General features: G+C 61.6%; 21 protein-coding genes. 13 read left to right on the top strand and 8 right to left on the bottom strand.

Annotated features, from left to right (window positions below):
* Nucleotides 1-6: 6 nt before the first annotated feature.
* A complete protein-coding gene (locus ACFVSI_RS16595; protein WP_387825935.1) occupies nucleotides 7-1,191 on the bottom strand; it encodes an amidohydrolase family protein in 1,185 nt (394 codons plus the stop codon).
* A gap of 11 nt (nucleotides 1,192-1,202) precedes the next feature.
* Nucleotides 1,203-2,330, bottom strand: coding sequence for a mandelate racemase/muconate lactonizing enzyme family protein (locus ACFVSI_RS16590; RefSeq protein ID WP_387825932.1), 1,128 nt, complete (start codon nucleotides 2,328-2,330; stop codon nucleotides 1,203-1,205).
* A gap of 191 nt (nucleotides 2,331-2,521) precedes the next feature.
* Here ACFVSI_RS16590 and ACFVSI_RS16585 point away from each other — a divergent pair, with 191 nt between their 5' ends.
* The 4 genes from ACFVSI_RS16585 to ACFVSI_RS16570 are packed head-to-tail and all read left to right on the top strand — an operon-like array spanning nucleotide 2,522 to nucleotide 7,843.
* The gene (locus ACFVSI_RS16585; RefSeq protein WP_387825929.1) at nucleotides 2,522-3,526 is read left to right on the top strand and encodes an ABC transporter permease; all 1,005 of its coding nucleotides are present in this window, start codon (nucleotides 2,522-2,524) and stop codon (nucleotides 3,524-3,526) included.
* Between the two features lie 4 nt (nucleotides 3,527-3,530).
* Nucleotides 3,531-5,423 (top strand): dipeptide/oligopeptide/nickel ABC transporter permease/ATP-binding protein, encoded by a 1,893-nt coding sequence (locus tag ACFVSI_RS16580; protein WP_387825926.1) that lies wholly within the window; start codon nucleotides 3,531-3,533, stop codon nucleotides 5,421-5,423.
* A complete protein-coding gene (locus ACFVSI_RS16575) occupies nucleotides 5,411-6,259 on the top strand; it encodes an ABC transporter ATP-binding protein (protein ID WP_387825923.1) in 849 nt (282 codons plus the stop codon). The genes ACFVSI_RS16580 and ACFVSI_RS16575 overlap by 13 nt, the downstream gene beginning before the upstream one ends.
* A gap of 21 nt (nucleotides 6,260-6,280) precedes the next feature.
* A complete protein-coding gene (locus ACFVSI_RS16570; RefSeq protein WP_387825920.1) occupies nucleotides 6,281-7,843 on the top strand; it encodes an ABC transporter substrate-binding protein in 1,563 nt (520 codons plus the stop codon).
* 215 nt (nucleotides 7,844-8,058) lie between these two features.
* Here the strand turns inward: ACFVSI_RS16570 and ACFVSI_RS16565 are convergent, their stop codons facing one another.
* Together ACFVSI_RS16565 and ACFVSI_RS16560 are read right to left on the bottom strand one after the other, a co-directional pair.
* Nucleotides 8,059-9,723: a thiamine pyrophosphate-binding protein gene (locus ACFVSI_RS16565; protein WP_387825918.1), complete on the bottom strand. Its 1,665-nt coding sequence runs from the start codon at nucleotides 9,721-9,723 to the stop codon at nucleotides 8,059-8,061.
* A gap of 94 nt (nucleotides 9,724-9,817) precedes the next feature.
* The gene (locus ACFVSI_RS16560; protein WP_387825915.1) at nucleotides 9,818-10,333 is read right to left on the bottom strand and encodes an Lrp/AsnC family transcriptional regulator; all 516 of its coding nucleotides are present in this window, start codon (nucleotides 10,331-10,333) and stop codon (nucleotides 9,818-9,820) included.
* A gap of 92 nt (nucleotides 10,334-10,425) precedes the next feature.
* On the opposite strand from ACFVSI_RS16560, the gene hisC reads away from it, so the two are divergent.
* The gene (gene hisC, locus ACFVSI_RS16555; RefSeq protein ID WP_387825912.1) at nucleotides 10,426-11,550 is read left to right on the top strand and encodes a histidinol-phosphate transaminase; all 1,125 of its coding nucleotides are present in this window, start codon (nucleotides 10,426-10,428) and stop codon (nucleotides 11,548-11,550) included.
* Between the two features lie 53 nt (nucleotides 11,551-11,603).
* On the opposite strand, the gene ACFVSI_RS16550 is transcribed toward hisC, so the two are convergent.
* Together ACFVSI_RS16550 and ACFVSI_RS16545 are read right to left on the bottom strand one after the other, a co-directional pair.
* A complete protein-coding gene (locus tag ACFVSI_RS16550) occupies nucleotides 11,604-12,674 on the bottom strand; it encodes a substrate-binding domain-containing protein (protein WP_387825909.1) in 1,071 nt (356 codons plus the stop codon).
* 139 nt (nucleotides 12,675-12,813) lie between these two features.
* Nucleotides 12,814-14,895, bottom strand: coding sequence for a PQQ-binding-like beta-propeller repeat protein (locus ACFVSI_RS16545; protein WP_387825906.1), 2,082 nt, complete (start codon nucleotides 14,893-14,895; stop codon nucleotides 12,814-12,816).
* Nucleotides 14,896-15,106: 211 nt separating this feature from the next.
* On the opposite strand from ACFVSI_RS16545, the gene ACFVSI_RS16540 reads away from it, so the two are divergent.
* From ACFVSI_RS16540 to ACFVSI_RS16515, 6 genes are all read left to right on the top strand, one after another.
* Entirely contained in the window at nucleotides 15,107-16,420 is a 1,314-nt protein-coding gene (locus ACFVSI_RS16540; RefSeq protein ID WP_387825903.1) for an ABC transporter substrate-binding protein, read from the top strand.
* A 54-nt stretch (nucleotides 16,421-16,474) separates the two neighbouring features.
* Nucleotides 16,475-17,401, top strand: coding sequence for a carbohydrate ABC transporter permease (locus tag ACFVSI_RS16535; protein ID WP_387825901.1), 927 nt, complete (start codon nucleotides 16,475-16,477; stop codon nucleotides 17,399-17,401).
* Nucleotides 17,398-18,312, top strand: a complete 915-nt coding sequence (locus ACFVSI_RS16530) for a carbohydrate ABC transporter permease (protein WP_387825898.1) — start codon at nucleotides 17,398-17,400, stop codon at nucleotides 18,310-18,312. Before ACFVSI_RS16535 ends, ACFVSI_RS16530 begins: the two co-directional genes overlap by 4 nt.
* Nucleotides 18,309-19,322 carry a hydroxyacid dehydrogenase gene (locus tag ACFVSI_RS16525; RefSeq protein WP_387825895.1) on the top strand — a complete coding sequence of 338 codons (1,014 nt, stop codon included), beginning with the start codon at nucleotides 18,309-18,311 and terminating at the stop codon, nucleotides 19,320-19,322. Before ACFVSI_RS16530 ends, ACFVSI_RS16525 begins: the two co-directional genes overlap by 4 nt.
* A gap of 136 nt (nucleotides 19,323-19,458) precedes the next feature.
* A complete protein-coding gene (locus tag ACFVSI_RS16520) occupies nucleotides 19,459-20,070 on the top strand; it encodes an NADPH-dependent FMN reductase (RefSeq protein WP_387825892.1) in 612 nt (203 codons plus the stop codon).
* Nucleotides 20,071-20,191: 121 nt separating this feature from the next.
* The gene (locus ACFVSI_RS16515) at nucleotides 20,192-20,599 is read left to right on the top strand and encodes a hypothetical protein (protein ID WP_387825890.1); all 408 of its coding nucleotides are present in this window, start codon (nucleotides 20,192-20,194) and stop codon (nucleotides 20,597-20,599) included.
* Here ACFVSI_RS16515 and ACFVSI_RS16510 read toward each other — a convergent pair.
* Nucleotides 20,596-21,279, bottom strand: a complete 684-nt coding sequence (locus ACFVSI_RS16510; protein ID WP_387825887.1) for an HAD family hydrolase — start codon at nucleotides 21,277-21,279, stop codon at nucleotides 20,596-20,598. The two genes, ACFVSI_RS16515 and ACFVSI_RS16510, sit on opposite strands and share 4 nt — an antisense overlap.
* Nucleotides 21,269-21,550, bottom strand: coding sequence for a hypothetical protein (locus ACFVSI_RS16505; RefSeq protein ID WP_387825885.1), 282 nt, complete (start codon nucleotides 21,548-21,550; stop codon nucleotides 21,269-21,271). The genes ACFVSI_RS16510 and ACFVSI_RS16505 overlap by 11 nt, the downstream gene beginning before the upstream one ends.
* A gap of 115 nt (nucleotides 21,551-21,665) precedes the next feature.
* Between ACFVSI_RS16505 and ACFVSI_RS16500 the strand changes: the two genes are divergently transcribed.
* Both ACFVSI_RS16500 and ACFVSI_RS16495 read left to right on the top strand, forming a co-directional pair.
* Entirely contained in the window at nucleotides 21,666-22,310 is a 645-nt protein-coding gene (locus tag ACFVSI_RS16500) for an NADPH-dependent F420 reductase (RefSeq protein ID WP_387825882.1), read from the top strand.
* 120 nt (nucleotides 22,311-22,430) lie between these two features.
* The gene (locus ACFVSI_RS16495) at nucleotides 22,431-24,008 is read left to right on the top strand and encodes a phytoene desaturase family protein (RefSeq protein ID WP_387825879.1); all 1,578 of its coding nucleotides are present in this window, start codon (nucleotides 22,431-22,433) and stop codon (nucleotides 24,006-24,008) included.
* The last annotated feature ends 57 nt before the right edge of the window (nucleotides 24,009-24,065 follow it).

Below are 24,065 nucleotides of genomic sequence, written 5' to 3'. Positions count from 1 at the left end.
TGCCCGCTAACGACTCGCGAGGACGCCGCGGGCGAATACCATGTCCGGCGCCGCAACCATGACGTCAAGATCTTCTGCAGGATTCTTTCCTACGACGATCAGATCCGCCCGTTTGCCAACGGCGACAGTTCCGACGTCATCCTGGATTCCCAGAATCCGCGCACTGTCTACTGTGGCCTGCTGTAGCAGCTGCTCGGGGCTGAATCCGAAGGCCCTCCGCAGGGTGAATTCGACGTTGCCGAACTTCCTCAGCCCGGACAGACCAAAGTCAGTTCCCCAGGCCACCGGAACGCCGGCTTCATATGCGTTCTTCACACCCTCACGGCAGGCTGCGAAGAACGCATTGACCTGCTCGTCATCGATACCGTGTGAGCCTTCATCTGAAGCGGCCCTCGCCAAAGCCGAATGAGCCACTGACATTGTGGGGACGATGGCGGTCCCGTAATCAAGAAGGACCTTGATGGCTTCATCGTCGAGGAAGGTCGCGTGCTCGATGGTCCGGACACCTGCCCGGGCTGCCGCGATGATGCCTTCCTTCCCGTGACAGTGGGCAGCCACATAACTGTTCTGCAACGTCGCTGACTGCACCAAGGCTGTGAGTTCAGCCTCCGTCGTGATCATCATGCCGGGTTCGCCCCCGGGGTTGGCGATGGAACCGGTGGCCATGTACTTGATGAAGTCGGCACCGTGTGCAATTTCTTCCCGGCAGGCCCGCACTACAGCTTCAACTCCATCTGCTTCCACGTACACCGATTGGGTGACGCTGTTGCCCCTGGTGGTTGGGCTGATGATGCGACCAGAACTAAAGATCCTTGGACCCATCACTACGCCTCGCGCTACAGCATCCCTCACTGCGGAATTGGCAAAACCGGATGCACCACAATCCCGCACCGTTGTGTAGCCATACTTCAGGCGCGCTTGGGCATGCTCAATAACGTCGATAATCACATCAGCATGGGAACGTCGCTCCAGCGTGTCGAAGTTCCCATTGGGAAGATACAAATGCACGTGGAGGTCGATAAGCCCTGGCAGCAACCAACGGCCAGCGAGGTCGATATCGTCGGAGGCAGACGGTAGCTGCCCGGGACTGGTGATGGACTTAATGCGACCGTCTTCGATGGCAACGTCAGCCATGGTTTGGGCGAACCCTTCAACCAGGGCCGGTACCAGCCGGCAGTTCCTAAGAATCATGGGTGAACTCCTTAGCGTTTTCCGGGCTTGCCGGCGGTAGTGGTGAGGACGGGCAGACCAGTGACAACAGCGCCTCCATCTACTCCGCACCCGTCACCGGATGGGGCGTAAAGGCGGTATCGATCAACGTGGGGCATGGAAACCAGGGCATCAGGGGCGAGCCAGTGATTCCACGCGGAGGTATGCATTCGCATCTCCTCCGGTGTAGACATGGACAGATGGGCCATCACGGAGGTGTCGATGGCCGCGCCGCCGGTGTCTTCGATGGAGACCATCAAGCCGAGGTCATTCGCCAGATCCCTGAGATGGGCCGCTTGGGAAGGCCCGCCCACCCTGGATATTTTTATGGTGACGCCATCTGCGGCTGAAGTCTGCGCTGTCTCGAGAACATCGCGAACGCCCATAATTGACTCGTCCAGGACGATTGGCTGTTCTGCTGACAATCGCAAGGCGGCGCATTCCCTGACCGTGGGGCAGGGCTGTTCAAGGATGTAATCCAGACCGCGCGTGAGTTGAAGAAACCGAAGGGCTTCGAACTGCGTCCACCTGCCGTTGGCGTCGCAGTAGATTGTCGTTCCGGGAGGGCAGGCATCAAGCACTGAGCGTAAACGATCAGCAGCCGCGCGAGCGTCTACGCCCCCTACTTTGACCTGCAAGCGGCGGGCGCCGGCGTCTGTCATTCCCGCCGCCGCGCTTGCCATCTGGTCAACGCCACTGCCAATGACAACACCGTAGACGTCGACGTAGTCTCCGTAGACTCCGCCAAACCAGGTAGCCAGCGAACACCCGGCCAGCCGGGCCGCGAGATCACAGTTGGCCATGTCCAACGCAGACTTCACGTATGGGTGCCCGCGGAACCGCAGCCCGACCTCCCGGCTGTTCTGACGTACGGCCTGTGCGTCGAGGCCAACCAAATACTCAGCGGCTTCGACGACGCCTGCACGCGCTCCGGCCGCGAATGCTTCGGAGTAGAACGAGCCCAAGGGAGCGAACTCGCCCCAGCCACGGGTACCGTCCTCGGCGATGAGCTCGACGATGAGAGCCTCGAATCCGGCAAGTTCCGGATGCAGCTTGGATGCACTCAGTGGCTCCACGAAGGGATAGGAGGAGGTGTAGACATTGATGGTTTCGATCCTCATGGCATGAGCACCGCCAGGCCTTGACGCCGACGGAGGAGGATTTCACGTAAAGCCACTTGATGTTGATCTTCTAAACATATCGTCACGGTAACAGCGTGGCGCGAATCACAAAATAATGCAACTTTCTGTTGACTTCATCTACATACCGAAGTAACTATTGACCAACACACCTAGTAGCTTGACGGAGCCCCATGAAGGTCACAGATGACACCAGCACCACACCACTCGCCGGACGCAGCCCCGTGCTGGGCTCACCCTGGCCTGGCTTTATCGCCCGGCGGATCGGAGCGTTCTTCATCGCGACCTGGGTTATTTTCACCCTCGTATTTTTCCTGGCCCGGCTCCTGGGCGGGGACGCCGTAGTTGCTTCCGCGGGCCTCAATGCCACCCCCGAGTTCATTCAGGCCCGGCGCGCCGAACTTGGTCTGGACGCGCCCTTGCTTGAACAATACGGACGGTATCTCGGCGGATTGTTCACCCTGAACCTCGGCGAGTCCATCTCTCTTCGCACCGATGTCGTAGACCTGATTGCCGCTCGACTGCCGTTCACCATCCAACTGGCTCTGACCTCGTTCGTTATCTCCGTCATCATCGCGGTTCCTTTGGGAATGCTGATTGCACTGCGTACGGAAGGTAGCCGCAGCCGCGGAACAGACGCCACTTTCAACGGCATCACAGGTCTCATCGCAGCCACCCCCGACTTCGTCATCGGCGTCTCCCTGATCGTCGTTTTTGCTGTGACATTGAGGGCGCTGCCAGCCGCAGGAGGCAACGGCCCGCTCGCCTATATCCTGCCCGTGACCACGATCTGCATTGGCTTGGTTGCCTTCATATCCAGGGTGGTTAAGACCGAAGCGAGCCGGGTATTGAAAGAAGATTACGTTCGCACCGCCAGATCCATGCAGCTTCCAACATTGGTAGTGCTGTCCCGCTATGTTCTTCCCAACGTGCTCACAGCCACCATTACGTACGCGGGTCTTATTGTTGCCGGCCTTCTCGGGGGAAGCATAGTGACCGAAACAGTCTTCGGCTGGCCTGGGATTGGAAACCTGCTCATCAAGTCGATGCTGTCATTCGACTATCCCCTACTCGTTGGCATCGTCCTGGTGGTGTCCATGATGGCCCTGCTCGTGACCTTCGCCGTCGACGTACTGCTTGCCCTCGTCGACCCCAAATCACTGATCGTAAAGAGCTGACAACATGTCCCCTGATAACAAGAAAACCCGCAGTTGGGTCATCGCAGCATTGCAAACCCCCGGCGGAATCATTGGTGGCGGACTGGTCCTGTTTTATGCCGTCATGGCCATCATTGCACCACCGCTTTGGGGCGACCAGGCCAGTGCCATTAACGCCAGCCAAGCCAGGCTGGCACCCGGGCTCACCCATCTGCTGGGAACCGATGAATTGGGCCGGGATGTTCTCCTGAGAGTACTCGTAGGAACACGTTTGACTCTCTCCCTGTCGCTCGGAGCCCTGGCCATTGCCACTGTTGGCGGCCTCGTGATCGGGACGGTTGCTGCCGCACTGGGTGCTCGAACCCGTCAGATCCTCTTTCAATTGACAGCAACTGCCATGGCATTCCCTGCGATCATGCTCGCCCTGCTGTTGGCCGCCGTCATGGGACGCTCCGGCGTAGCGACCATGATTGGCCTCGGCATTGCGGGGATCCCGTCCGTCGCGCGGCTGGCCATGAGCCTGGCGGTCGCAGCGTCAGGCTCAGACTACGTGAACGCATCCCGCGTCATTGGCGTCCGCGGTCCCCGCCTGCTGAGCCGCTACATTCTTCCGAACGTCTTCGAACCCATCGCAACCATGACCATCTTGTCCATGTCCTCGTATCTGCTCGTGATCTCTTCACTGAGCTTCCTCGGGCTTGGCGTTCAGCCTCCGGAATGGGACTGGGGACAGATGATCGGCGCGGCCATGAAGACGATCTATGCGAATCCCACATCCATTATCGGCCCCGGCCTGGCGATAGTCCTGGCAGGTGTCTCCTTCAGCTTGCTTGGCGAAGCATTGGCAGAAGGTATCGACCCGCGCTCCCGACAGCGTCTGCGCAACTCGAGAAGGAGCGGCCCGGCTCCGGCCGAATCGTCCCTTGCGGTGAGCTCCGATGCCTCGACGGATTCCCGTGTGCCGGCAGATGCCGTCTTGGCCATAGAGGACTTGCGGATCACCACCATCCACAATGGGGAGGAAGTCGAGCTTGTCGAAGGCGTCACTTTGGCTGTCTCGCCCGGTGAATGCGTGGGACTTGTAGGAGAGTCGGGTTCGGGCAAGAGCGTAACGCTGGCAGCGGCCGCAAAACTGCTGCCACCAGCCCTTGAAGTGACTGCCCGAACACATCAGTTTGACGGGGTGGATCTGCTGGACATCTCCCCTGTGAAACGCAGGGCAGCCTTGGGCTCGGGTCTGGCCATGGTCTTCCAAGATCCTATGTCCAGCCTGAATCCCGCGCTCCGGATCGGGTCCCAGCTGAACGACAAGTTGCGAACACATACGGACTTCACCCGCACGGAACGCAAGGCGAGGATCATTGGTGCTCTGGGCGAAGTCGGGCTCCCCTACCCTGAGCTGATCTACCGGCGCTTTCCGCACCAGCTCTCAGGGGGACAACGGCAGCGTGTGATGATTGCCCTGGCCCTGCTTACGGAGACCAAGGTAATTCTTGCCGACGAGCCAACCACTGCACTGGATGTCTCCGTGCAAGCCCAGATCATTGAGCTCCTGGCACGCGTCAGCCGTCAGCATGGCACCGCTGTAGTCATGGTCTCCCATGATCTGGCTCTGGTCAGCCAACTCTGCGACCGAATCGTCGTGATGTACGGGGGCAGGATCGTAGAGGAAGGCCCCACGGAGCAAATTCTCACTGCCCCACGGCACCCATACACGCGGCTCCTGTTGGGCGCGGTCCCCGATCCGACCCGTGATATCTCTCTGCCTCTCCTGACCATTACCGATTACTCATGGCTGCAGGCCGTGGAGGGTGACCTGGCCGCGTCCGACATCGACGGACACCCAGCGACCGTTCTCCTCGGAGACCCGGCAACGACACGAACCTCCGGAGAGGAACACAGCACATGGAAGGCCTAGAAGCTACCAACGTTCGTGCCAGTTACGGGCACGGTCGACGAAAGGTCGACGCCGTTCGGGGAGTTAACCTCAAACTGTCACCGCAGGGTTCCATCGGCATTGCCGGCGAATCCGGCTGCGGGAAGTCGACGCTGGCTCGGATGCTTATCGGGTTGCTTGCCCCGGATGAAGGGGAAATAACCTGGAACGGCACCCGCCTTGCGGATTTGCCACGCACCGGCGCCCAGTCCCTCCCCAGGACAGTGCAGATGGTCTTTCAGGACCCCACGTCCTCGCTGAACCCGCGCATGACGGTCGGAGCCACGATCTCTGAAGCTTTGCGCGTCAACCACATTGACGTCGACGTCCAGGAAGAAGCCCGCCGTCTGCTGACAATGGTCGGCCTCCACCCCGCAGATGCGGCCAAGTATCCATTCCAGTTCTCAGGGGGCCAAAAGCAACGTATCGCCATTGCTCGGGCGCTGGCACCCCGTCCCAAGATTCTGGTCTGTGATGAGATGACGAGCGCCCTGGACGTCAGCGTCCAGGCGGCGATATTGAATCTGCTCCGCGCAGTTCGTCAGGAAATGCAGACAGGCCTCCTGGTTATCACCCACAACCTGGAGGTCGTCCGGTACCTCTGCGACGACGTCGTCGTCATGCAGAGCGGCGATGTCATCGAAAGCGGGCCCACCGCCCAGGTTTTCGGCGACCCGCAATCCTCCTATACCCGACAACTCCTTGATGCAGTGCCTCGCTTCCGCTTCCCGCCGTTCCGGGGGGCCGATCTGCAAAGTGACGGTATTGCACAAGAAGTTCCAACCCCACAAAGCACTGACTACACAGCACAGCTATGATCCCAGCAAAGGAAAACAACGATGTTCAAAGCTCGCCATAGAAATACCGTGGCCGTAGGGCTCACGGCAGCTTTCGCGCTGTCGCTCACCTCCTGCACACCTGCTGCACAACCAGCAAAGAACCAGCCCGAAAAAGCAACATTTGTCCTGTCGGTACTTCCCTCAACACTGGATCCGGCACTACTCGCCGACCACACCAGGGCAGCCGCTCGGTTCCTCTACGACCCCCTTATCAATCGCGTGGACGGGAAAACCGTCTCAGGGCTCGCTTCGAAGTGGGAAATCACCAATACGTCCGCGACGTTCACCATTCGCGATGGCATCACGTGCAGCGATGGCACCCCAATGACGGCCAAGACCGTAGCCCGCAACCTTGAACACATAAAGCTCCCGGCTACGGCCGCGCCACTGACATCGAGCTACATCGGTACAACCGATTACACGGTGAGCACCGACGAAAGCAGCAACACCGTTAAACTCTCCCTGAACCGGCCCACGTCCTTCCTGGAACAAACCATCGTCAATGGTCCGTTCATGGTCTGTGATTCAGGACTGGACAACCCTGGTTCCCTGAAGACGGGATCGGCTGGAACGGGACCATATAAGGTAAAGAGTGCCGGCGGCGGCGGATCCCTGATCCTTGAGAGGCGGGACGGATACGACTGGGGAGCCGACGGCGCCAAGAACGCGGACCTGCCACCCACGGTTGAGTTCAAGGCAGTTGAAGACTCCGATTCGGCAGCGAACCTTTTGGTTACCGGTGAAGCGGACGCAGGCCTGCTGACCGGGGCACCCTTGAACCGGGTCATTTCATCCGCGCAAGCCACCGAGCACGTTGCCACCGAGCTCTCGGTAGGGCTGATGTTCAATGAACGACCAGGCTTCCCGGGTGCCGACGAATCCGTCCGATCCGCAGTTTCGCAGGCTCTGAACCGCGACGAATACGCTTCCGTCGCCTCAGACGGGCTTGGTAAACGAGCCGACTCCATCTCGCAGTCCAAGACCATCTGCTTCACACCAGACCTCGCATCATCTGTGCCCGCAGGTGGCGTCAAAGCCGCGGAATCCACACTCGGAAAAGCCGGATGGTCCCGTAACGCCAGTGGTATTTTCGAGAAGAACGGGAAGAAGCTCTCACTGCGGGTGTTGCTTTACGGGACTTCCCCAGCCGGCGGTGAACTCGTCAGGTCCCAGCTGGCAACCTTTGGCATCGATGCCGTCATAGACTCACGACCGGAAGGCGACGCAGCTACCGTACTTTTCGCGGGCAGCGAGTGGGATGCAGCGTTCATTGGTTTGGGCCGGGACGTGCCTTACACATCGCTGTTCACTGGAGCCGCGCCCGAGGCCGGTGGCCTGAACTTCAGCGCAATCACCAGCAGTGACTATGACTCGATGCTGACACAGGCCAATCAGAAAACAGGCCAGGATTCCTGCCCCTCCTATCAGTCAGCGGAAGAGATCATGCTCAAGGAATCCCACTGGGTGCCCCTTGTCACCCAGAATCTCAGCTGGGTGAGCTCGAAGTTCGACTTCAACAACAACAGCATCCTCATCAACCCAACATCCATCTCGCCGCGCTGACGACAGCAGCGTCCATCACCCGCTGTGCCGGTTCCTGCCGACCCGCAGACGAACCGAAGCCGGGAAAGGGCCTGAGCCTGATATTTGATACCAGGCTCAGGCCTTTTTGCTCAGATGTCTGGTGCCACCGCACCGTTGATGCATCGAGAACCGGGGTTGGAAAGACACCCCCACGCCTCGCCCAGCGACCTGAACGAAGCAGTTCGGTGACGGCCCTATTTCTGGCCAGTGAGCGTCTTCGCAGCCTGGGTGGCCTTCATCCACTCGCTTAGCCATGGGGCGCGGACAGTGGCCGTGATGCGGCAGTCGGCGACGAATGTTCCGTTGGCCCCGGCCTCGATCCAGTCCCGAAGTGCCGCAAGGTCTGACTTCGAGCGGACGATGGCCGATTCGGCGCCCAACGCCTTCGCGATGCCGCCAAAATCAACTTCGGGGATCAGCATCGGTTTTTCAGTCAACCCTTGGGAGCCGTACTGATGAATTTCGGCCCCGTACGCAGCATCGTTATAAATTACAACAATGGCGCTCCTGGCAACGCCTATGAGGGATTCAAGGTCGGACAAGCCCATCAGGAAGCCACCGTCGCCGGAGGCAAGCACTAATGTCCGCCCGTCTTCCATGGCCCTGGCGGCTCCAACCGCACTGGCAAGGCCAAGTCCTATCGACTGGAACGCAGTGCCGACCATGATGAGGTCCTGTGGCCGCGGAATATGCCAGTACATGGGCGCCCACCCCATGAAATGGCCTCCGTCCTGAACCACGGTGCGCCGTTGGGGCAGGACGGTATCCAGCGCGATGGCCAACGAGCGAGGATCCAACCGCCCGTCCACCGTTTCTTGCAGGCCAGGGTGGTGGGAAGGGCCGCCAGCAATCCGGCGATAGGTGTCGGCGCGCCATGTCCCGGACGAAGGCGGAGCATCCAGCATCCGAATCAAATCCCTCGCCGCAGCCTTTGCGTCCGAACTGACGAAGGTGTCTACGCGAGGATGGGTCGGCTGGAGGGCTGCATCGATTTGGATTACCGTGCTGTCCGGCCCGAGCAAGTGCCCGAAACGCATGGTGAACGGACTCAGACTCGCCCCCACTACCAAAACGACATCGGCCTCGCTCATTACCTCTGCCGCAGTGTCGGTGCCAAAACCACCCGCGACGCCGACGTATCCCTCGCCCTGAAGCAGGTTCAGTGCCAAGGCGGTTCCTGCGGTCAATGCACCGAGTTTGTCCGCCAGCTCGCGAAGCTCCGGGCCGGCTCCAGACAGATGGGCACCCCTCCCGGCGAGGATCAGCGGACGCTTTGCTCCGCTCAGCATTCCGACGACCTCTTCGAGGCCGGTGATGACGGCAGCACCCGTCACCGGATTTTCGATGTGGTGGGTGAGCTCATCTTCTTCAACATCGAGGCCTGCCAGATCATGCGGAATAGCGATTACCACGGCGGTGCGGTGGTTGATGGCATGCTCGACAGCTTGCTGCGTTACCGTCCACACCGTCTCACGCGAGACTGTGAAGGTTGCCGCACCCAGACCCGCGGCGATCAAAGCCTGGTCCACGTCCCACGGCCTGGCACCGGTACTCGGAGCATCCCCGGTGACCAACACTACGGGGATTCGCGCTTGGACAGCTTCGGCGAGGGCAGTTATTGCATTCGTAAAGCCGGGTCCGTACGTGGTGGTTCCCACCGCAAGCCGCCCGGATGCCCGGAAGTAGGCATCGGCGGCAGCTATGGCGGCACCTTCGTGGCGGACGGGCGAGAAATGCATCCCGAGTTTTTCGAGGGCATCCAGGAAGTGAACGTTTCCATTGCCCATGACGCCGAACACATCGCTGGTATAGCCGCTGAGGACTTGTGCCACCCGGCCGGAGACAGTTAATGAGGTCATGGAGGAATAGTCGCCACTAGACAACCCAGCGTGCAACACAACGGTCGACAACTAGGATATTTGGCAGTCTGAACCAATAATTATGAAAATATGCTTAGTTAATCTGTTCCTTCTCTACATGCTGCGAGTTCTGCAGCACGGCCCTCAACAGCCCGTCATATCGGGGCGGAAGGACCTCAAGGACGGAGATCGCGGTACTGGTGCGCTGTATTCCGTCGATTTCCAGGATCTGGTTGGTAATGCGGTAGAGGTCCGCCGTTCCGCGGGCCACCACCTTTGCCATCAGGTCAGCGTCTCCCGTCGTAGCGTGCACCTCGATAACCTCTGGAATGGCCCTGAGCCCGCCCTCTACCGAATCGGCCCGTGTCTGGCTGATGGACAGTGACAGGAATGCCATGAGCGAGTATCCGAGAGCGGAAGGATCAAGCCTTCGGCTGAATGAACGAAGGGCGCCGCTGTTTTGCAACCGTGCGAGCCTGGCGTGAACCGTGTTACGCGCCACGCCCAGCGTCCGCGACAGGGCCAGCGCGCTGGCTTCCGGGTCTTTGTCGAGCGCAAGAATGATCCTGGCATCGAGGGGATCGAGAAGATGTGGACTTGCACCAGTCATATTTTCACCAAGAGAGGATTGAGTTGAGCATAAATACCAATGAAATAACTGTATCTTGCAAACATCCGGGAGTCCCTCTCATGATCAATTCCATGACTCCCGATCGAATCCCCAGCCCTCATGGCAAAACTCTGCCCAATCTTCGCATCGCAGTTTCAGGGCTTCCTCCTTACGTCCCTGGTCGCCGCGGCACCGGCATGGACATCGCCGCTCTGGCCAGCAATGAAAGCCACTACGCTCCACTCCCGGCCGCAGCTGCTGCCGTGGCTGAAGCAGCAGGAACGATGAACCGCTACCCGGATATGGGCGCGGTTGACCTACGTGAACGGATCGCCCGAGACCTCGGCGTCACAGCAGATGAAGTCGCAGTGGGTCCTGGCAGCGTTGGCGTTTTGCAACAGGTCATCACTGGATTGTGCGACGCAGGTGATGAGGTCATGTTTGCCTGGCGTTCCTTTGAGGCCTACCCCATTCTGACTGAGCTTGCGGGCGCGAAAGCAGTGCTCATACCGCTGGATGACACCGAAGGCCACGACCTCAAAGCCATGGCCGAAGCCGTCACCGAGCGGACGCGGCTGATTCTGCTGTGCACACCCAACAACCCCACGGGGACCCCCATCAGCCAGGAAGACATCGAGGCGTTCCTCTCCTCAGTCCCATCCAACATCCTGGTGGTAATCGACGAGGCCTACGTCGAATACGCCGAAACGGGCAAAGGTCCGGATTCCATCGCGCTCTACCGAAAGTACCCGAACGTTTCCATATTGCGCACCTTCTCCAAGGCGTACGGGTTGGCCGGACTGCGTGTTGGATACGCCGTCGCCGCTCCAGCCATCGCCGAAGGCCTGCGCCGGACCGCCATCCCCTTCTCCGTGAGCGCGCTGGCACAAAAGGCCGCCATCGTTTCGCTGGATGCCAAGGATGAGATGGAAGCCCGCGTGGGCGGCATCAAAGAGGAACGCGAGCGGATGTATACGCAACTAAAAGAGATGGGCTGGGAACTCCACCCAAGCCAAGGAAACTTCCTCTGGATACGCGCGGACAAGGACCTGCTCGCACTTCTTGTCGACGCCTTCACCAAGGCAGGCATCCTCGTCCGGGCCTACGCAGGAGATGGGATTCGGATCACCATTGCCAGCCCATCCTCCAACAACCGGGTGCTCAGCACACTCTCAAGCCTCGCACCCGGACGACGACCCGCACCGGCGACTACATGATTCCTCGCCCACAATGACCGGACTCACGGCACGTTGACCGTCAGATCCTGACCTCAATCAACCGCAGCCGACGACTCCCGCACAATGAGCTTCGGTGCCAGGTTCACCCGGCGCAGAGCTGGAGAGAGACCGGCCCCCTGTTTGCCAGCCAGGCGCTCCATGCACATGGTGACAGCGGCATGGCCGACGTCCCGCTTGGGCGGCGCAATCGAGGTCAACGGCACAGCTGCCAGCTCAGCCACTTCGTCGTCGTAGGCCACGATGGCGAAGTCCTGCGGCACCTCCATTCCGGACTCCTCCGCAAGGTGGATCAGCGTGATGGCTTCCTCGTCCGGGAGCACCAGGGCGGCGGTGGTACCCGTCCGCCGGCAGTCCTTCAGGAACCGGGAGAACTCTGCTTGATTGTTTCCACCAACCGGGCCAAGCCGGTCATATTCCATGACGGGCGCGTCGCCCTCGAGTCCCAGCTTGGCGACCATCCGCGCGTGGCTCTCCTTGAGCCACGGCGCGGTAGGGCTCGTTGCGACGGCGAGTGCAATCCTTCGGTGCCCCTGCGCGGCCAAGTGCTCCATGGCCAGCTCTGCGCCATAGCTGTGATCAGACATCACGGACTCAAATGCCCGGCTGGACCGCTCCACCAGGACCACGGGAATCTTGAGCCCTGCCAACAGCTCGAACGTCGGCGATCCCGGCTCCACGGGACCAGCCGAGGCCAGAAGGATGCCGTCCACCGAGTTGGCCACCACCCGCTGGAGTTGCCGGTACTCGTCCTCCACGGAGTAGTTGCTGACGCCCAGAATGAGCCGGGCGTTCAAGGTCCGGGCCGCGACTTCCGCTCCCCGGATGATCTCCGGAAAGTAGTAGCCCGTGGTCGGCACGATCAGCCCGAGCGTCGCAAGGGGCTGCCGGGACCTCCTGTACTCGCCCTCTCCGGAACGCTCGGAAGCATTCCTGACTGCCCCGCCGTGGACCCGACGCAACAAGCCCTGTCCGGCCAACTGCGTCAGGTCCCGGCGTATGGTCATGGTGGAGAGGCCGGTCTTGGCGGCAAACTCGTTCACACTCAACGTCCCGCGCAGTTCCAGCTCGCGCAGGATCTTTCCATGGCGTTCTCCGCTGAGCATGCCGACTCTCTTTCCGAGCGAAGTGAAGTTCGAACAACAGAAGTTCAAACAAGCATAGGTGACCGAATGCACGCGCTGTGAGGCCCGCTTTGCGCGCTATCCCGAGGCGGTGGGGATGCAGAGCTGGCCTCGCAACGAACTACTTCCGGGGGTGGTCGTCGATCCGCACCAGATTCCGGCCACGCATTGTGTAGAGATATCCGTCCTCGTCGTTGTTGATGTGCGAGCCGCTGTACCAGCCGCCGTCGATATCCGCCACGACCGTGGTCACCGCGAAAGTCTTGGGATCGAAGCGGAAGACGTGCGTGTTGGAGACGCCGTACACCACCCCACGGTTGGTCACCAGTGCGGCGAAGCCGTAACTGACGGCGGAGATGTCCGAGCGGTGCACAACCGTCCGCTTGGGCAGGTCAACCACAAACAGCCCGCCCTTGCGGGTCACGCCGTACAGGTACTTCCCCTGCACGGCCAGCGCCGAGATGCCGGCACCGGCCCCGGCGTCCAAGCGCCACAGTTCCTTGCCGGCCACGGGGTCGAATGCCACCACTGTTCCGGCACCCTCCAGTCCGGGATTCCCGCCGCCCAGATACGCGACCCCTTCCCGGGAAGCCACGGCCCGCAGCAATTGGACCTTGTCGATCGGGTTTACGAAGAAGCCCTTCTTGCCGGTCCGGGGATCGTACGTCCAGAGCGATCCGCCGCCCTCAGTGTCCGCCTGCGCCGCCACCAGGACCAGCTTGTTGACCTCGTCCCAGCACACATCAAGGGGCCGGTTTTGCTCCTTCGGGAAGGACGCCACCTGGAAGATCGGCTTGCCGCTTCGCGGATCGTAGCTCCAGATGCCCTGCCCGCTGTACTGCCCTGTGTACAGGACGCCGTCAACCACCACGGCATCCTTCGCTTCTCCAGGCGCGGTCAGATTGGTCACCTGCCCTGACCCCAGCGCGTGACGTGCGATGACACCGTTGCCGCCCACATACACGTAGCCCGCTCCAGCCGCGATGCCCATGACTGATTGGGGATCGGACGGGGCGCCTGCCTCGCCAAGGTCCGTAGTTTTCGTGGCACCACTGACGGGATCGATCTCAGCGACGAAGCCATAGCCAGAGGTCACCAGCAGCTTGCCGGCCCGGGCGTCGACGCCCCAGATTTCACCCAGGGACGGGCCTTGGTACGGCATCACGGAGATCGTGTTTGCCGTTGGCTCATAAACAAGGACCTCGGTTTCATTGGCGAAGTAGACCTTCCCGCCCAGCTCGGCGAAGTTTTTGGCGGTTTTTCCTTCGGATGTCGCCACAAGGTACGACGCCGGATCGGCGACACTAAGTGCCGCGACCTTGGAGTTCTCCACGGCGCCGGCCGAGCTGACGAGGAGATTGTCTCCCGCAATGCCCAGGTCCCGGATGCTTGGGTCAACCAGCATTTCCTTGGGGGTGACGTTCTTGAAGGTTTGCGCCGTAAGGTCGTAGGCGAACAGGCATGCCCGGCTCGCTCCACCGCCGCCATTGAGCGTGCTCCCCGCGCCGAAGAAGATGGTGGAGTCCGTTGCTGCCACGGCACGGGCAAGGGTGGCGCCGGGATCGGGAATTCCCAGGCTGACGATCTGACCTGTTGCGGGGTCGAATTCCCAGAGCGCAGGGGCCGTCGGGCTGCCTCCGCCCACTGCGTAGACGCGTCCGTTCGGTGCGACGCTGATGTCCCGGACATCGCGATCGCCAATGTAGCCGAGCGCCGTCGCCTTGGTGGACAGCTTTGTCAGGTCCCAGCGGAACAAGTTCGCTTTGGTGCCTGCGTCCTTCTGCAGCACACCGGCATAGAGGTACCGGCCCGATGCCTCGGCAGCGAGGGTCTGGATGGAATGCCCGTTGCTGAGTTCTGTCTGTCCGGTCACCTTGCCGCTGGGGACGTGGAAAGCGATGATCCGCACAGGGTCCAGGTTCCGCGAACCAATGTAGAGGGTATCGCCCACCAGCAGACCGCTCATGAGCGAGAACTGCACGACGGCGGGCCCCAGGTCCAGTATCTCCGTCGCCTTACCGCCGGGCTTGTCTTGGGTAGCGGCCGACGCCGGGTGGCCGGCTGCCAGTCCAAGCGCAGCAGCGAGCGACGCTGCTCCGCCTGCCTGCAGGACCAGTCTTCTGCTGATGTGCGATGTGTCCATGGGAGCCCCGATTTCGTAGGTGTGGGTTGGGAACGTGTCCGAAAGATCTAACAGCCGCATGGAGACAGCGTCCAGTTTTTTTGTTCGTTCAAACAAAATTGTCAGCAGCCCCCTCTCGCCTCCGGTGGAGACTGCGTGAAAAGTGCTTCAGCGCCATGTTTGAAAATGTTTGAAATGTTGAAGTTGTTCGAACCAAGGAGCTTTCATGGACTCATATGTGGCCCCAACCACAATTCGCCGTTCGCATCGCAAGTCTTCAAAGGAGAACACCATGAAGCGTCGCCAACTCTTCGCAGGAGTGGCAGGCCTGGCCGCCAGCACGCTCCTGCTCGCAGCCTGCGGCACGGGCCCGACCCCAGCGTCCGCGCCAACACCCACTGAGGACCCCAGCGGGTCGATCACCTTCTGGTCATCGCTCGCCGGGATGGACAAGGTGGCAGAAGCATTCAACGCCAGCCAGGACAAGATCAAGGTCAGTTTCGAGACCATCCCCAACGGAGCAAACGGCGGCTATGCCAAGCTCTCCACCGCCATCACGGCGGGCAACGGTCCGGACGTTTCCACCATCGAGTACCCCCAGCTGCCCCAGTTCGTCAGCAACGGGCAGGTAGTCCCCATGGACGGACTGATCAACCAGTCAGTCACCGTGGACAAGCTCACGGACGAAACAAAAGCCCTGGTCCAGTTCGGCGACAAGACCTTCGGCCTTCCCTATGACGCAGCCCCGATGATCATGTGGTACCGCAAAGACATGCTGGCGAAGGCCGGCGTCGAGGTCCCCAAAACCTGGGACGAATTCGAAGAGGCGGGCAAAAAGCTCAAGGCCGTGCAGCCGGGCGCCTACCTGGCCAGCTTCAACCCCAACGAGGTAGCAGCGAGCGCCGGACTGGCCTGGCAAGCCGGCGCCAGCTGGTTCGGGACGGAGGGCGACAGCTGGAAGGTCGGCATCAATGACGAGGCAACCAAGAAGGTAGCCACGTACTGGCAGAAGTTGATCGACCAGAAAATCGTCAAGGTCAGCCAGGCGTACAGCGATGAATGGAGCCTGGACCTTGCCAACGGCACGGTAGTTGGCGTGGTGGGTGCGAACTGGAGCGCCACCGGCATCCAGAAGCGCACGGAAGCCAGTGGCCAGAAGGGCCGGTGGATCGCAGCGGAGCTCCCCAACTGGGGCTCGGAAGCCGGCGCCTTCTATGGTGGCTCCAGTTTCAACGTGACCAAGAGCAGCAAGAACCCGGCGGCGGCCGCGAAGTTCATCGAGTTCCTCACCACCAATCCGGAAGCAATCAAGGCCCGCGGAAACACGGGTTCGGCGTTCCTGGCCTTCCCCGGTCTCACCCCCGTGGCGCAGCAGGCCTACGACGCCAGCTACTTCGGCAATGACATTTATGGAGTCTTCAACAAGGCCTACGGCACCATCACACCGGGCTGGCAGTGGGGACCCAACTGGGATTCCACCAACACCGCACTCAAGGACGCCTACGGCAAGCTGACCACCGGCGGCACTATCCGTGAAGCGGTGGACACCGCCCAGACAGCAACAGTCGACGGCCTCAAGCAATCGGGCCTGTCAGTTACCCAGTAGCCAAACCGCCGGGAGCTTCCCCAAAGGAAGCTCCCGGCCAGCTAGGAGAGTCCCATGGCCACCCAGGCCCCCATCAAGTACCGATCCGGCCGCGCACTGGCCGGAACCGGCGGCCCGACCGCAGCGTTGTTCCTGGTCCCGTTCTTTGCAGTCTTTGCCCTCGCCATGATTGCCCCGGTGATCTATTCGCTGGTGCTGAGCTTCCACTCACAGCAAAAGTCCGGACTCGGGTTCAGCGAACCCAAGTCCGTCTTTGTCGGGTTGGAGAACTACCTTCAGGTGTTCCAGTCGGAGACCTTCATGGAGGGCATGGGCCGGCTCGCCCTGTACTGCCTGATCTATATCCCGGCCATGGTGGGGGGTGCTGTGGTGTTCTCCTTGCTGCTGGATGCGACCGTTGCACGGGCCCGCAAGCTGTTCCAGCTCCTGGTCTTCCTTCCGCATGCTGTTCCGGGCGTGATCGCTGCCCTGATCTGGGCTTACCTTTACACTCCGGGGATCAGCCCCCTGGTCCAGGTGCTGCAGGGCGGCGGCATTCAACTCAACTTCCTGGATGCCCATTTGGTGCTGCCTTCCATCGTCAACATCGGCGTGTGGGAGTGGACGGGCTACAACGTCATCATTCTCTTCACCGCGCTGCAGGCCGTGCCCCGGGAAATCCTGGAGGCGGCCCGCGTCGACGGCGCAGGCGAGATCCGGGCAGCCCTGAGCATCAAGTTCCCGCTGATCCTCCCGGCCCTCAGCGTCATCATGCTCTTCACCATCATCGGCACCCTGCAGCTCTTCACGGAGCCGTCCATCATCTCCAAGGCCACGGCATCGGTGACCAGCACCTGGGTCCCTAATCTCTGGGCCTACGATGCCGCCTTCATCAGGCACAACCTGAACCAGGCGGCAGCTGCCTCCATCATCATCGCCGCTCTCGCCGCAGTCCTTTCCCTCATAGTCACGCGCATCAGCTCGAGGATGAACAAGTCATGAGCACCACCACACTCTCCCGCCTGCGGGGTACGGCACAGCAATCAACGCCACGTAACAGCAAACGCAGGCCACACAGCACAGGCTTCGCCAGCAAGCTCACCGTCAACGCCCTCCTGGTCATCGGAGCCTCCTACATGGTGGTGCCCGTCCTGTGGCTGGTCTTCGCGTCAACGAAGAACGCAGCGGACCTCTATGGCACCAGCGCCTACGCTTTCGGAGACTTCTCCCTGTTCGAGAACATCGCGGCGGTGGCGCAGCAGGACAACGGGCTGTTCTTCCGGTGGCTTGCCAACTCGGTTCTCTACGCGGGCGTCGGGGCTGTTTTCGGCGGGCTGATCTCGGTCATGGCCGGCTACGCTTTCGACAAGTTCCAGTTCCGGGGCAAGAACTCCCTGTTCGGCTTCGTCCTGGTGGGCGTGCTCATTCCGAACACCGCCACAGTGTTGCCGATGTACCTCCTGGCCTCGGTTTTCGGGATCACCAACACCATCTGGGCCATCCTCCTCCCGGTCCTGTGCAACCCGTTCGGCGTCTACCTGGCCAGGGTGTATTCGGCGTCCTACGTGCCCGGAGAGACCCTGGAAGCCGCGCGCATGGATGGTGCCGGACCAATCCGCAGCTTCTTCTCGCTTGGACTGCCCATGATGATGCCCGGCTACATCACCATCGCCCTGTTCCAGTTCGTCGGCGTGTGGAACAACTTCATGCTGCCCCTGGTGATGTTGCAGGACCAGAAACTGCTTCCCGTCAGTGTCGGCATCTCCATGTGGCAGGGCTACTCGGTCCCGCAGCCGGAGTTCACGCCGATGGTCATCACCGGCTCGCTGCTGTCCATCATTCCGCTGCTGCTCGCCTTCATCCTCCTGCAGCGTTTCTGGAAGTCCGGCCTCACCGCAGGGAGCGCCAAATGAACCACACGCCGTTGAATGTCGCCTTGGCCATGGGGCCGGGCGTTGCACCGCGGATTTTCCCACCCAGCACCCTTGCCCGGCTCGCTCCTGACCTGCTGCTCCTGAACCGCAATCCCATGGAAGAGTTCAGCAGCCAAGGATCGCGGGGCATCCTGGCGGGCACGGACATCCTCATCACTGGCTGGAATTGCCCGGTCATCGATGAAGCCGTCCTCAACGCCGCGCCACGGCTCCGGTACATCCTGCACGCCGGCGGCACGGTGAAGCACCATGTCACAGATGCCTGCTGGGACCGCGGCATCCAGGTCAGTACGGCGGCGGAGGCCAACGCCATTCCAGTGGCCGAGTACACCGTTGCGATGATCCTGCTGGCCAACAAACGCATCCTGCAGTTGGCCCAAAAGCTGCACCTGGAAAAGAAGGCAGTGGAACCGGACCAGCTGTTCCCCGACATGGGCAACTACGGCAAGCGCGTTGGCATCATCGGCGCCTCAAGGATCGGCCGCCATGTCATCCGCCTCCTGGCACCCTACGACCTCGACGTCGTTGTCTCCGACCCCTTTCTGGATGATGCCGCGGCAGCAGCCATCGGCGTCGAACGGGTCAGCCTGGACGAGCTCGTGGCGACATCCGACGTCGTGAGCCTCCACGCGCCGTCGTTGGCGTCCACCGAGAACCTCCTGCATGCCGGACTGATCGCCCAACTGCGAAAGGGCGCTACCTTCATCAACACTTCACGCGGCGAGCTGGTGGACCAGGCCGCGCTCCTGGCACGCATCCAGCAGGGCAATCTCTATGCAGTCCTGGACGTCACCACGCCGTGGGTGTTGCCGCCTGAGTCCGCGTTCTACACGCACCCCAACGTCCTCCTCACGCCACACTTGGCAGGCTCGTTGGGCACCGAACTTGAGCGGATGGCTGCAAGCACCATTGAGGAGGCATTGAGGATTGCCTGCGGCAAGCGGCTCCGTCACCCACTGCACGCCAAGGACCTGGCCTTCACGGCGTAACTCCGGAGACGTCGTCGGGCAGGAGCAGGGGCTGCGCTCCGCGCGCATGTCCACTAGGGTCGGTTGGAGCGGGTCAACCCGCAACAACACCGTCGACGAGCCGGTTCCGGCCGTGCCGTCGGAAAGGAACGCCGCTATGGACACTTTCAAAATCGGTTACTTCGTTGGAAGCCTTGCCAGCAATTCGATCAACAGGACCCTCTCCAAAGCGCTGATCAGCGTGGCACCGCCTGAACTTGAGTTCCATGAGATCGAAATCAAGGACCTCCCTCTCTACAGCTCCGATTACGACGGCGACTTCCCGCCAGCAGGCAAGGCATTGAAGGACGCAATCGCAGCCTCGGACGGCATCTTGTTCATCTCCCCGGAGTACAACCGTTCCATCCCGGGCGCACTGAAAAACGCGATCGACTGGGGGTCGCGGCCTTGGGGAACCAATTCTTTCGCCCGCAAACCCACCGGGATCATTGGCGCTTCGCCGGGCGGCATCGGCACGGCGGTGATGCAGTCCTCCATGCGCAGCGTTTTGAGCTTCCTTGACGCTCCGCAGCTGAACGCACCTGAGGCGTACATCCGCTTCGTCGCAGACGCTTACGACGCCGACGGGACAGTCAGGGACGAAGGCACCGCTGCGTTGCTGCGCCACTATATGGAGGAGTACAGCGCGTTCGTCCAGCGTGTACTCGCTGCCAACGCACCTGGTCACATCGGTGACCAGGAGCCGGACGCGGACAAGCTGAACCGCTAGGCCAGGCACGGGTGCCGCCTTTTGGGAAGGCGGCACCCCCGGAACATCCACTGCGCCAATTTAGTCAGTATGCTTACGAGTATGAGGATTCGCGAACGCGCCCCCTACTCAGGAGATACCGATGCTTCGTAAATTAGCCACGACCACCCTTGCCCTCACCCTCTTCACCGGGTCCATGGCATCCACCGCCGTCGCAGCCAATGCGGCAACACCTGCCGCGGCGCAAGCCCAGGGCCGCGTCGGCGCCACCACGGCGACCCCGACGCCGGAGCCCAGCAACCCCTCCGGCCCGTCAACGCAGAAGCCCACCAACCCCGCCCCCTCCTCGGGTGCCCCTAGCACCCCCAACCCGGCCGGCAGCGGTCCCGCCAACCCGGGAACCGGAGAATCCGATCCCCAGGAGCAGAACCGCACCAGCGCCGTGCCGTGGGTCTTGGCGGGTGTCGCAGCCGTGATCATCCTCGCGCTGATCATCTGGACCCTCCGGAACCGTCGCGGTCGCGACAAGGGAATCAGCGACGAACGCTAGGCCAGCTTCCCGATAAGGCTGTCCTCCAGGTTTTCCAGCAGGTGCCGCGGGTTGTCATAGACCTCCGCGGCACCTGCGTCACGCAACTCCGCCTCACTGATTCCGCCGCAGGTCAGGGCAATCACGGGAATTCCAATTGCGGCGCCGGCTTTGACATCCCAGACCGCGTCGCCAACAAACACCACGTCCCTCGGCGTCAGCTTGAGCTTCTCCAGGCACGCCTCCAGGATGTCGGGGGCGGGCTTGCTCTCCTTGGCATCGTTGGAGCTGGTCCACGCATCAATGGAGGAACCGGCGTCGAGCAGCTTTCGACTGACCTCCAGGTCGCGGTCCTGCGCCGAGGACGCCAGCCCGACGGCCAAGCCGGCTTCCGAGCATGCAGCCAAAAGGTCCCGGGCGGCGTCGAAAGTCCGCAAAGCGGGCCAGAACGTCGAGAAGACTGCACTGTGAGAGGATTTCAAGGCTTCCTGAAGCTCCTCCGTGGAGTCAGGAACCAGGCTCTGGATGAGCCGGTCGCCGCCCATGCCTACGCAGCGGTGGATTGCCGACATTTCGACGTCGAACCCCTCGCGCCGGAAGGCCTGCCACCACGCCATGGCGTGAAAATAGCTTGAGTCAATCAGCGTGCCGTCCACGTCGAACAGAACGCCGCGCGTCTTTGCTGTCGGTTCACTGCTCACAGCTGACCACCTTCGATTGCTTCCGTACACCCTGGTCCGCCAGCGCGGAATCGATTGCGGGCTCTTCCAGCATCAACACGGCGTACCGCTCTGCGGAGCCGGTCTGAAGGAGGCCAGTGCCTGCTACTTCGCGGATGGCAGCCACCCCTCCCACGGCCTCATCCACTGAGGAAAACCGCTTGGACAGACCCATCAAGGTATCTGCGCCGTCCACCATCAAAACCCGGTATCCCCCATCAGGCGTTTCCACCAGTTCCAAGCGCCCGGCCATCACTACCTCCTCGTGTTCGATGAAAAACAGCTTAGTAAGACTACTTAGTATAAGCCCCTGGAAATAATCCAGTAACGCGGGAAATAGGCGCCTGCAACTTCTGGTTGGTGTGGATATGACAACAATCGGAATTATCGGTGCAGGACACATTGGCAGCCAGGTTGCACGCAAGGCAGTGGAACTTGGCTACGACGTCGTGATCAGCAACTCACGAGGTCCCGAAACCCTTGGCGACTTGGTAGCGGAACTGGGGCCGCGGGCCCGCGCCGCGACGGCGGTCGAGGCGGCAGCGGCGGGCGATTTCGCCGTCGTCACCGTACCCCTCAAGAACTATCGCGACATCCCGGCAGAACCACTTGAGGGCAAAGTGGTCATCGACACGAACAATTATTACTGGGAGCGTGACGGCCGCATTCCCGAGCTCGACAACGGCGAAGCCACCACGTCCGGACTGCTCCAGAAGCACCTCCCCACCTCCAAGGTGGCCAAGGGCTTCAACCACATCTACGCGAAGGACATCACCACGGACGGCACCCCCGCCGGAACCGACAACCGACGCGCCCTGGCCACCGCGAGCGACTTCCCGGAGGCCGCCGAACTCGTCACCAGGCTTTACGACGAATTCGGCTTCGACACCGTCAACATCGGCCCCCTGGCGGACAGCTGGCGCGTCGAGCGCGACCGCCCGGCCTATGTCATCCGGCAGAACGCCGACGAACTTCGGGAGAACCTCGCCAAAGCGACGCGCACCATCCAGTAATGCACGACGGCGGGCAGGCGGCTTACGCTTGCCCGCCGCCCTTGTGGCACTAGCCCAAGCATTGCTTACTTCAAAAATCAGTTTCAGTAAGCAATGGCAATGCATGGCTACCCTCGTGCCATGGAAAAAACACAGTTTGATGTCGTCATTGTCGGCGGTGGCCACAACGGCCTGACAGCCGCGGCCTACCTCGCCCGCGCCGGCAAGAGCGTCGCCGCCCTGGAACGCGAAGACCACTTCGGCGGGGCCGCTGTTTCCGCGGCCGCTTTCAAGGGCGTGGATGCCCGCCTCTCCCGCTACTCCTACCTGGTCAGCCTGTTTCCACACCGGATCATCGGCGAACTGGGGCTCCAGATTGATCTGGCCCGCAGGCGCTACTCGTCCTACACGCCCAACCCGGCAAACCCCGGAACCGGGCTGCTCATCGATGGGGCCGATCCCGTGGCAAGCCGCGCCTCCTTTGCCCGCGTCTCCGATGACGCTGCCTCAGACTTTGATGCGCTCGAAGGCCTCTACGCCGAGACGGGAAAACTGGCCCAAGCCCTCTTCCCCACGGTCTGCGATCCCCTTCCCACCCGCTCGGAAGCCCGGGAACTCGTTGGCGACGACGAACTGTGGAACGCCTACATCGAAAACCCCCTGGGCCAGGCCATCTCGGAACGCTTGAACCACCCGCTGGTCAAGGGCCTGGTGGCAACCGATGCGCTCATCGGAACCTTCACGTCACTGGATGACCCATCGCTCGACGCCAACCGCTGCTTCCTGTACCACGTGATCGGCAACGGAACCGGCGATTGGGACATCCCCCTCGGCGGAATGGGCTCGGTTTCCAAGGAGCTTGAGCGGGTGGCCCGTGAGGCAGGCGCCACCCTGCTGTCCGGCGCGACAGTCACCGCCATATCCGACGACGGGACGGTGCGGTTCCAGCGCGGCGGCGATTCGCATGCTTTCGGCGGCGAGCGCGTGCTGTCCAATGTGTCACCGTGGGTTCTGCAAGGCCTTATGAATGGCTCCCCTGCTGCAGGTAGCGCCCCGGAAGGCGCGCAAATCAAGGTCAACCTGCTCCTCAGCCGCCTGCCGAAGCTTCGCGACGGGTCGGTGGCCCCGGAAGCGGCTTTCGGGGGCACGTTCCATATCAACGAGGAATACGGGCAACTCGAAGATGCCTACCAAGCGGCATTGAAGGGTGAGATACCAAACCCCCTACCCTGCGAGATCTACTGCCACTCCCTCACCGACCCCGGCATCCTTTCCGAGGAACTCGTCCAGGCCGGCGCACAGACGCTCACCATTTTTGGGCTGCACACTCCCCACCGACTGGTTACCGAGGAGAACAATGAGCAGTTGCGGGCTGAGCTGCTGGCCGCGGTCTTGACCTCGCTCAACTCCGTCCTCGCCGAACCCATTGAGGATCTGCTGCTCACAGACGCCGACGGAAATCCCTGCGTCGAGGCAAAGACCACCCTGGACCTGGAACACGCACTGAACATGTCCGGAGGAAACATCTTCCACGGAAGCCTGCAGTGGCCCTTCCTGGAGGACAACGAGCCCCGCACTTCGCCTGCCGAGCGGTGGGGAGTGGCCACAGGGCACGCCAGGGTCTTCCTGTGCGGCGCAGGTGCACGTCGCGGCGGGGGCGTCAGTGGGCTCGGTGGACACAATGCAGCAATGGCCGTCCTGGAGGATCTGGAAGTCTGAACCGTACGGCGATTTCCGTGTCACGAATTGGGTAGCTGACGCACTTTATGAGTGGCT

The sequence above is a fragment of the Paenarthrobacter sp. NPDC057981 genome (assembly GCF_042886835.1).
Lineage (GTDB): Bacteria > Actinomycetota > Actinomycetes > Actinomycetales > Micrococcaceae > Arthrobacter.
Note: the sequence above shows the minus strand (reverse complement) of the source record. Positions and strands in the feature narration are given on the sequence as shown.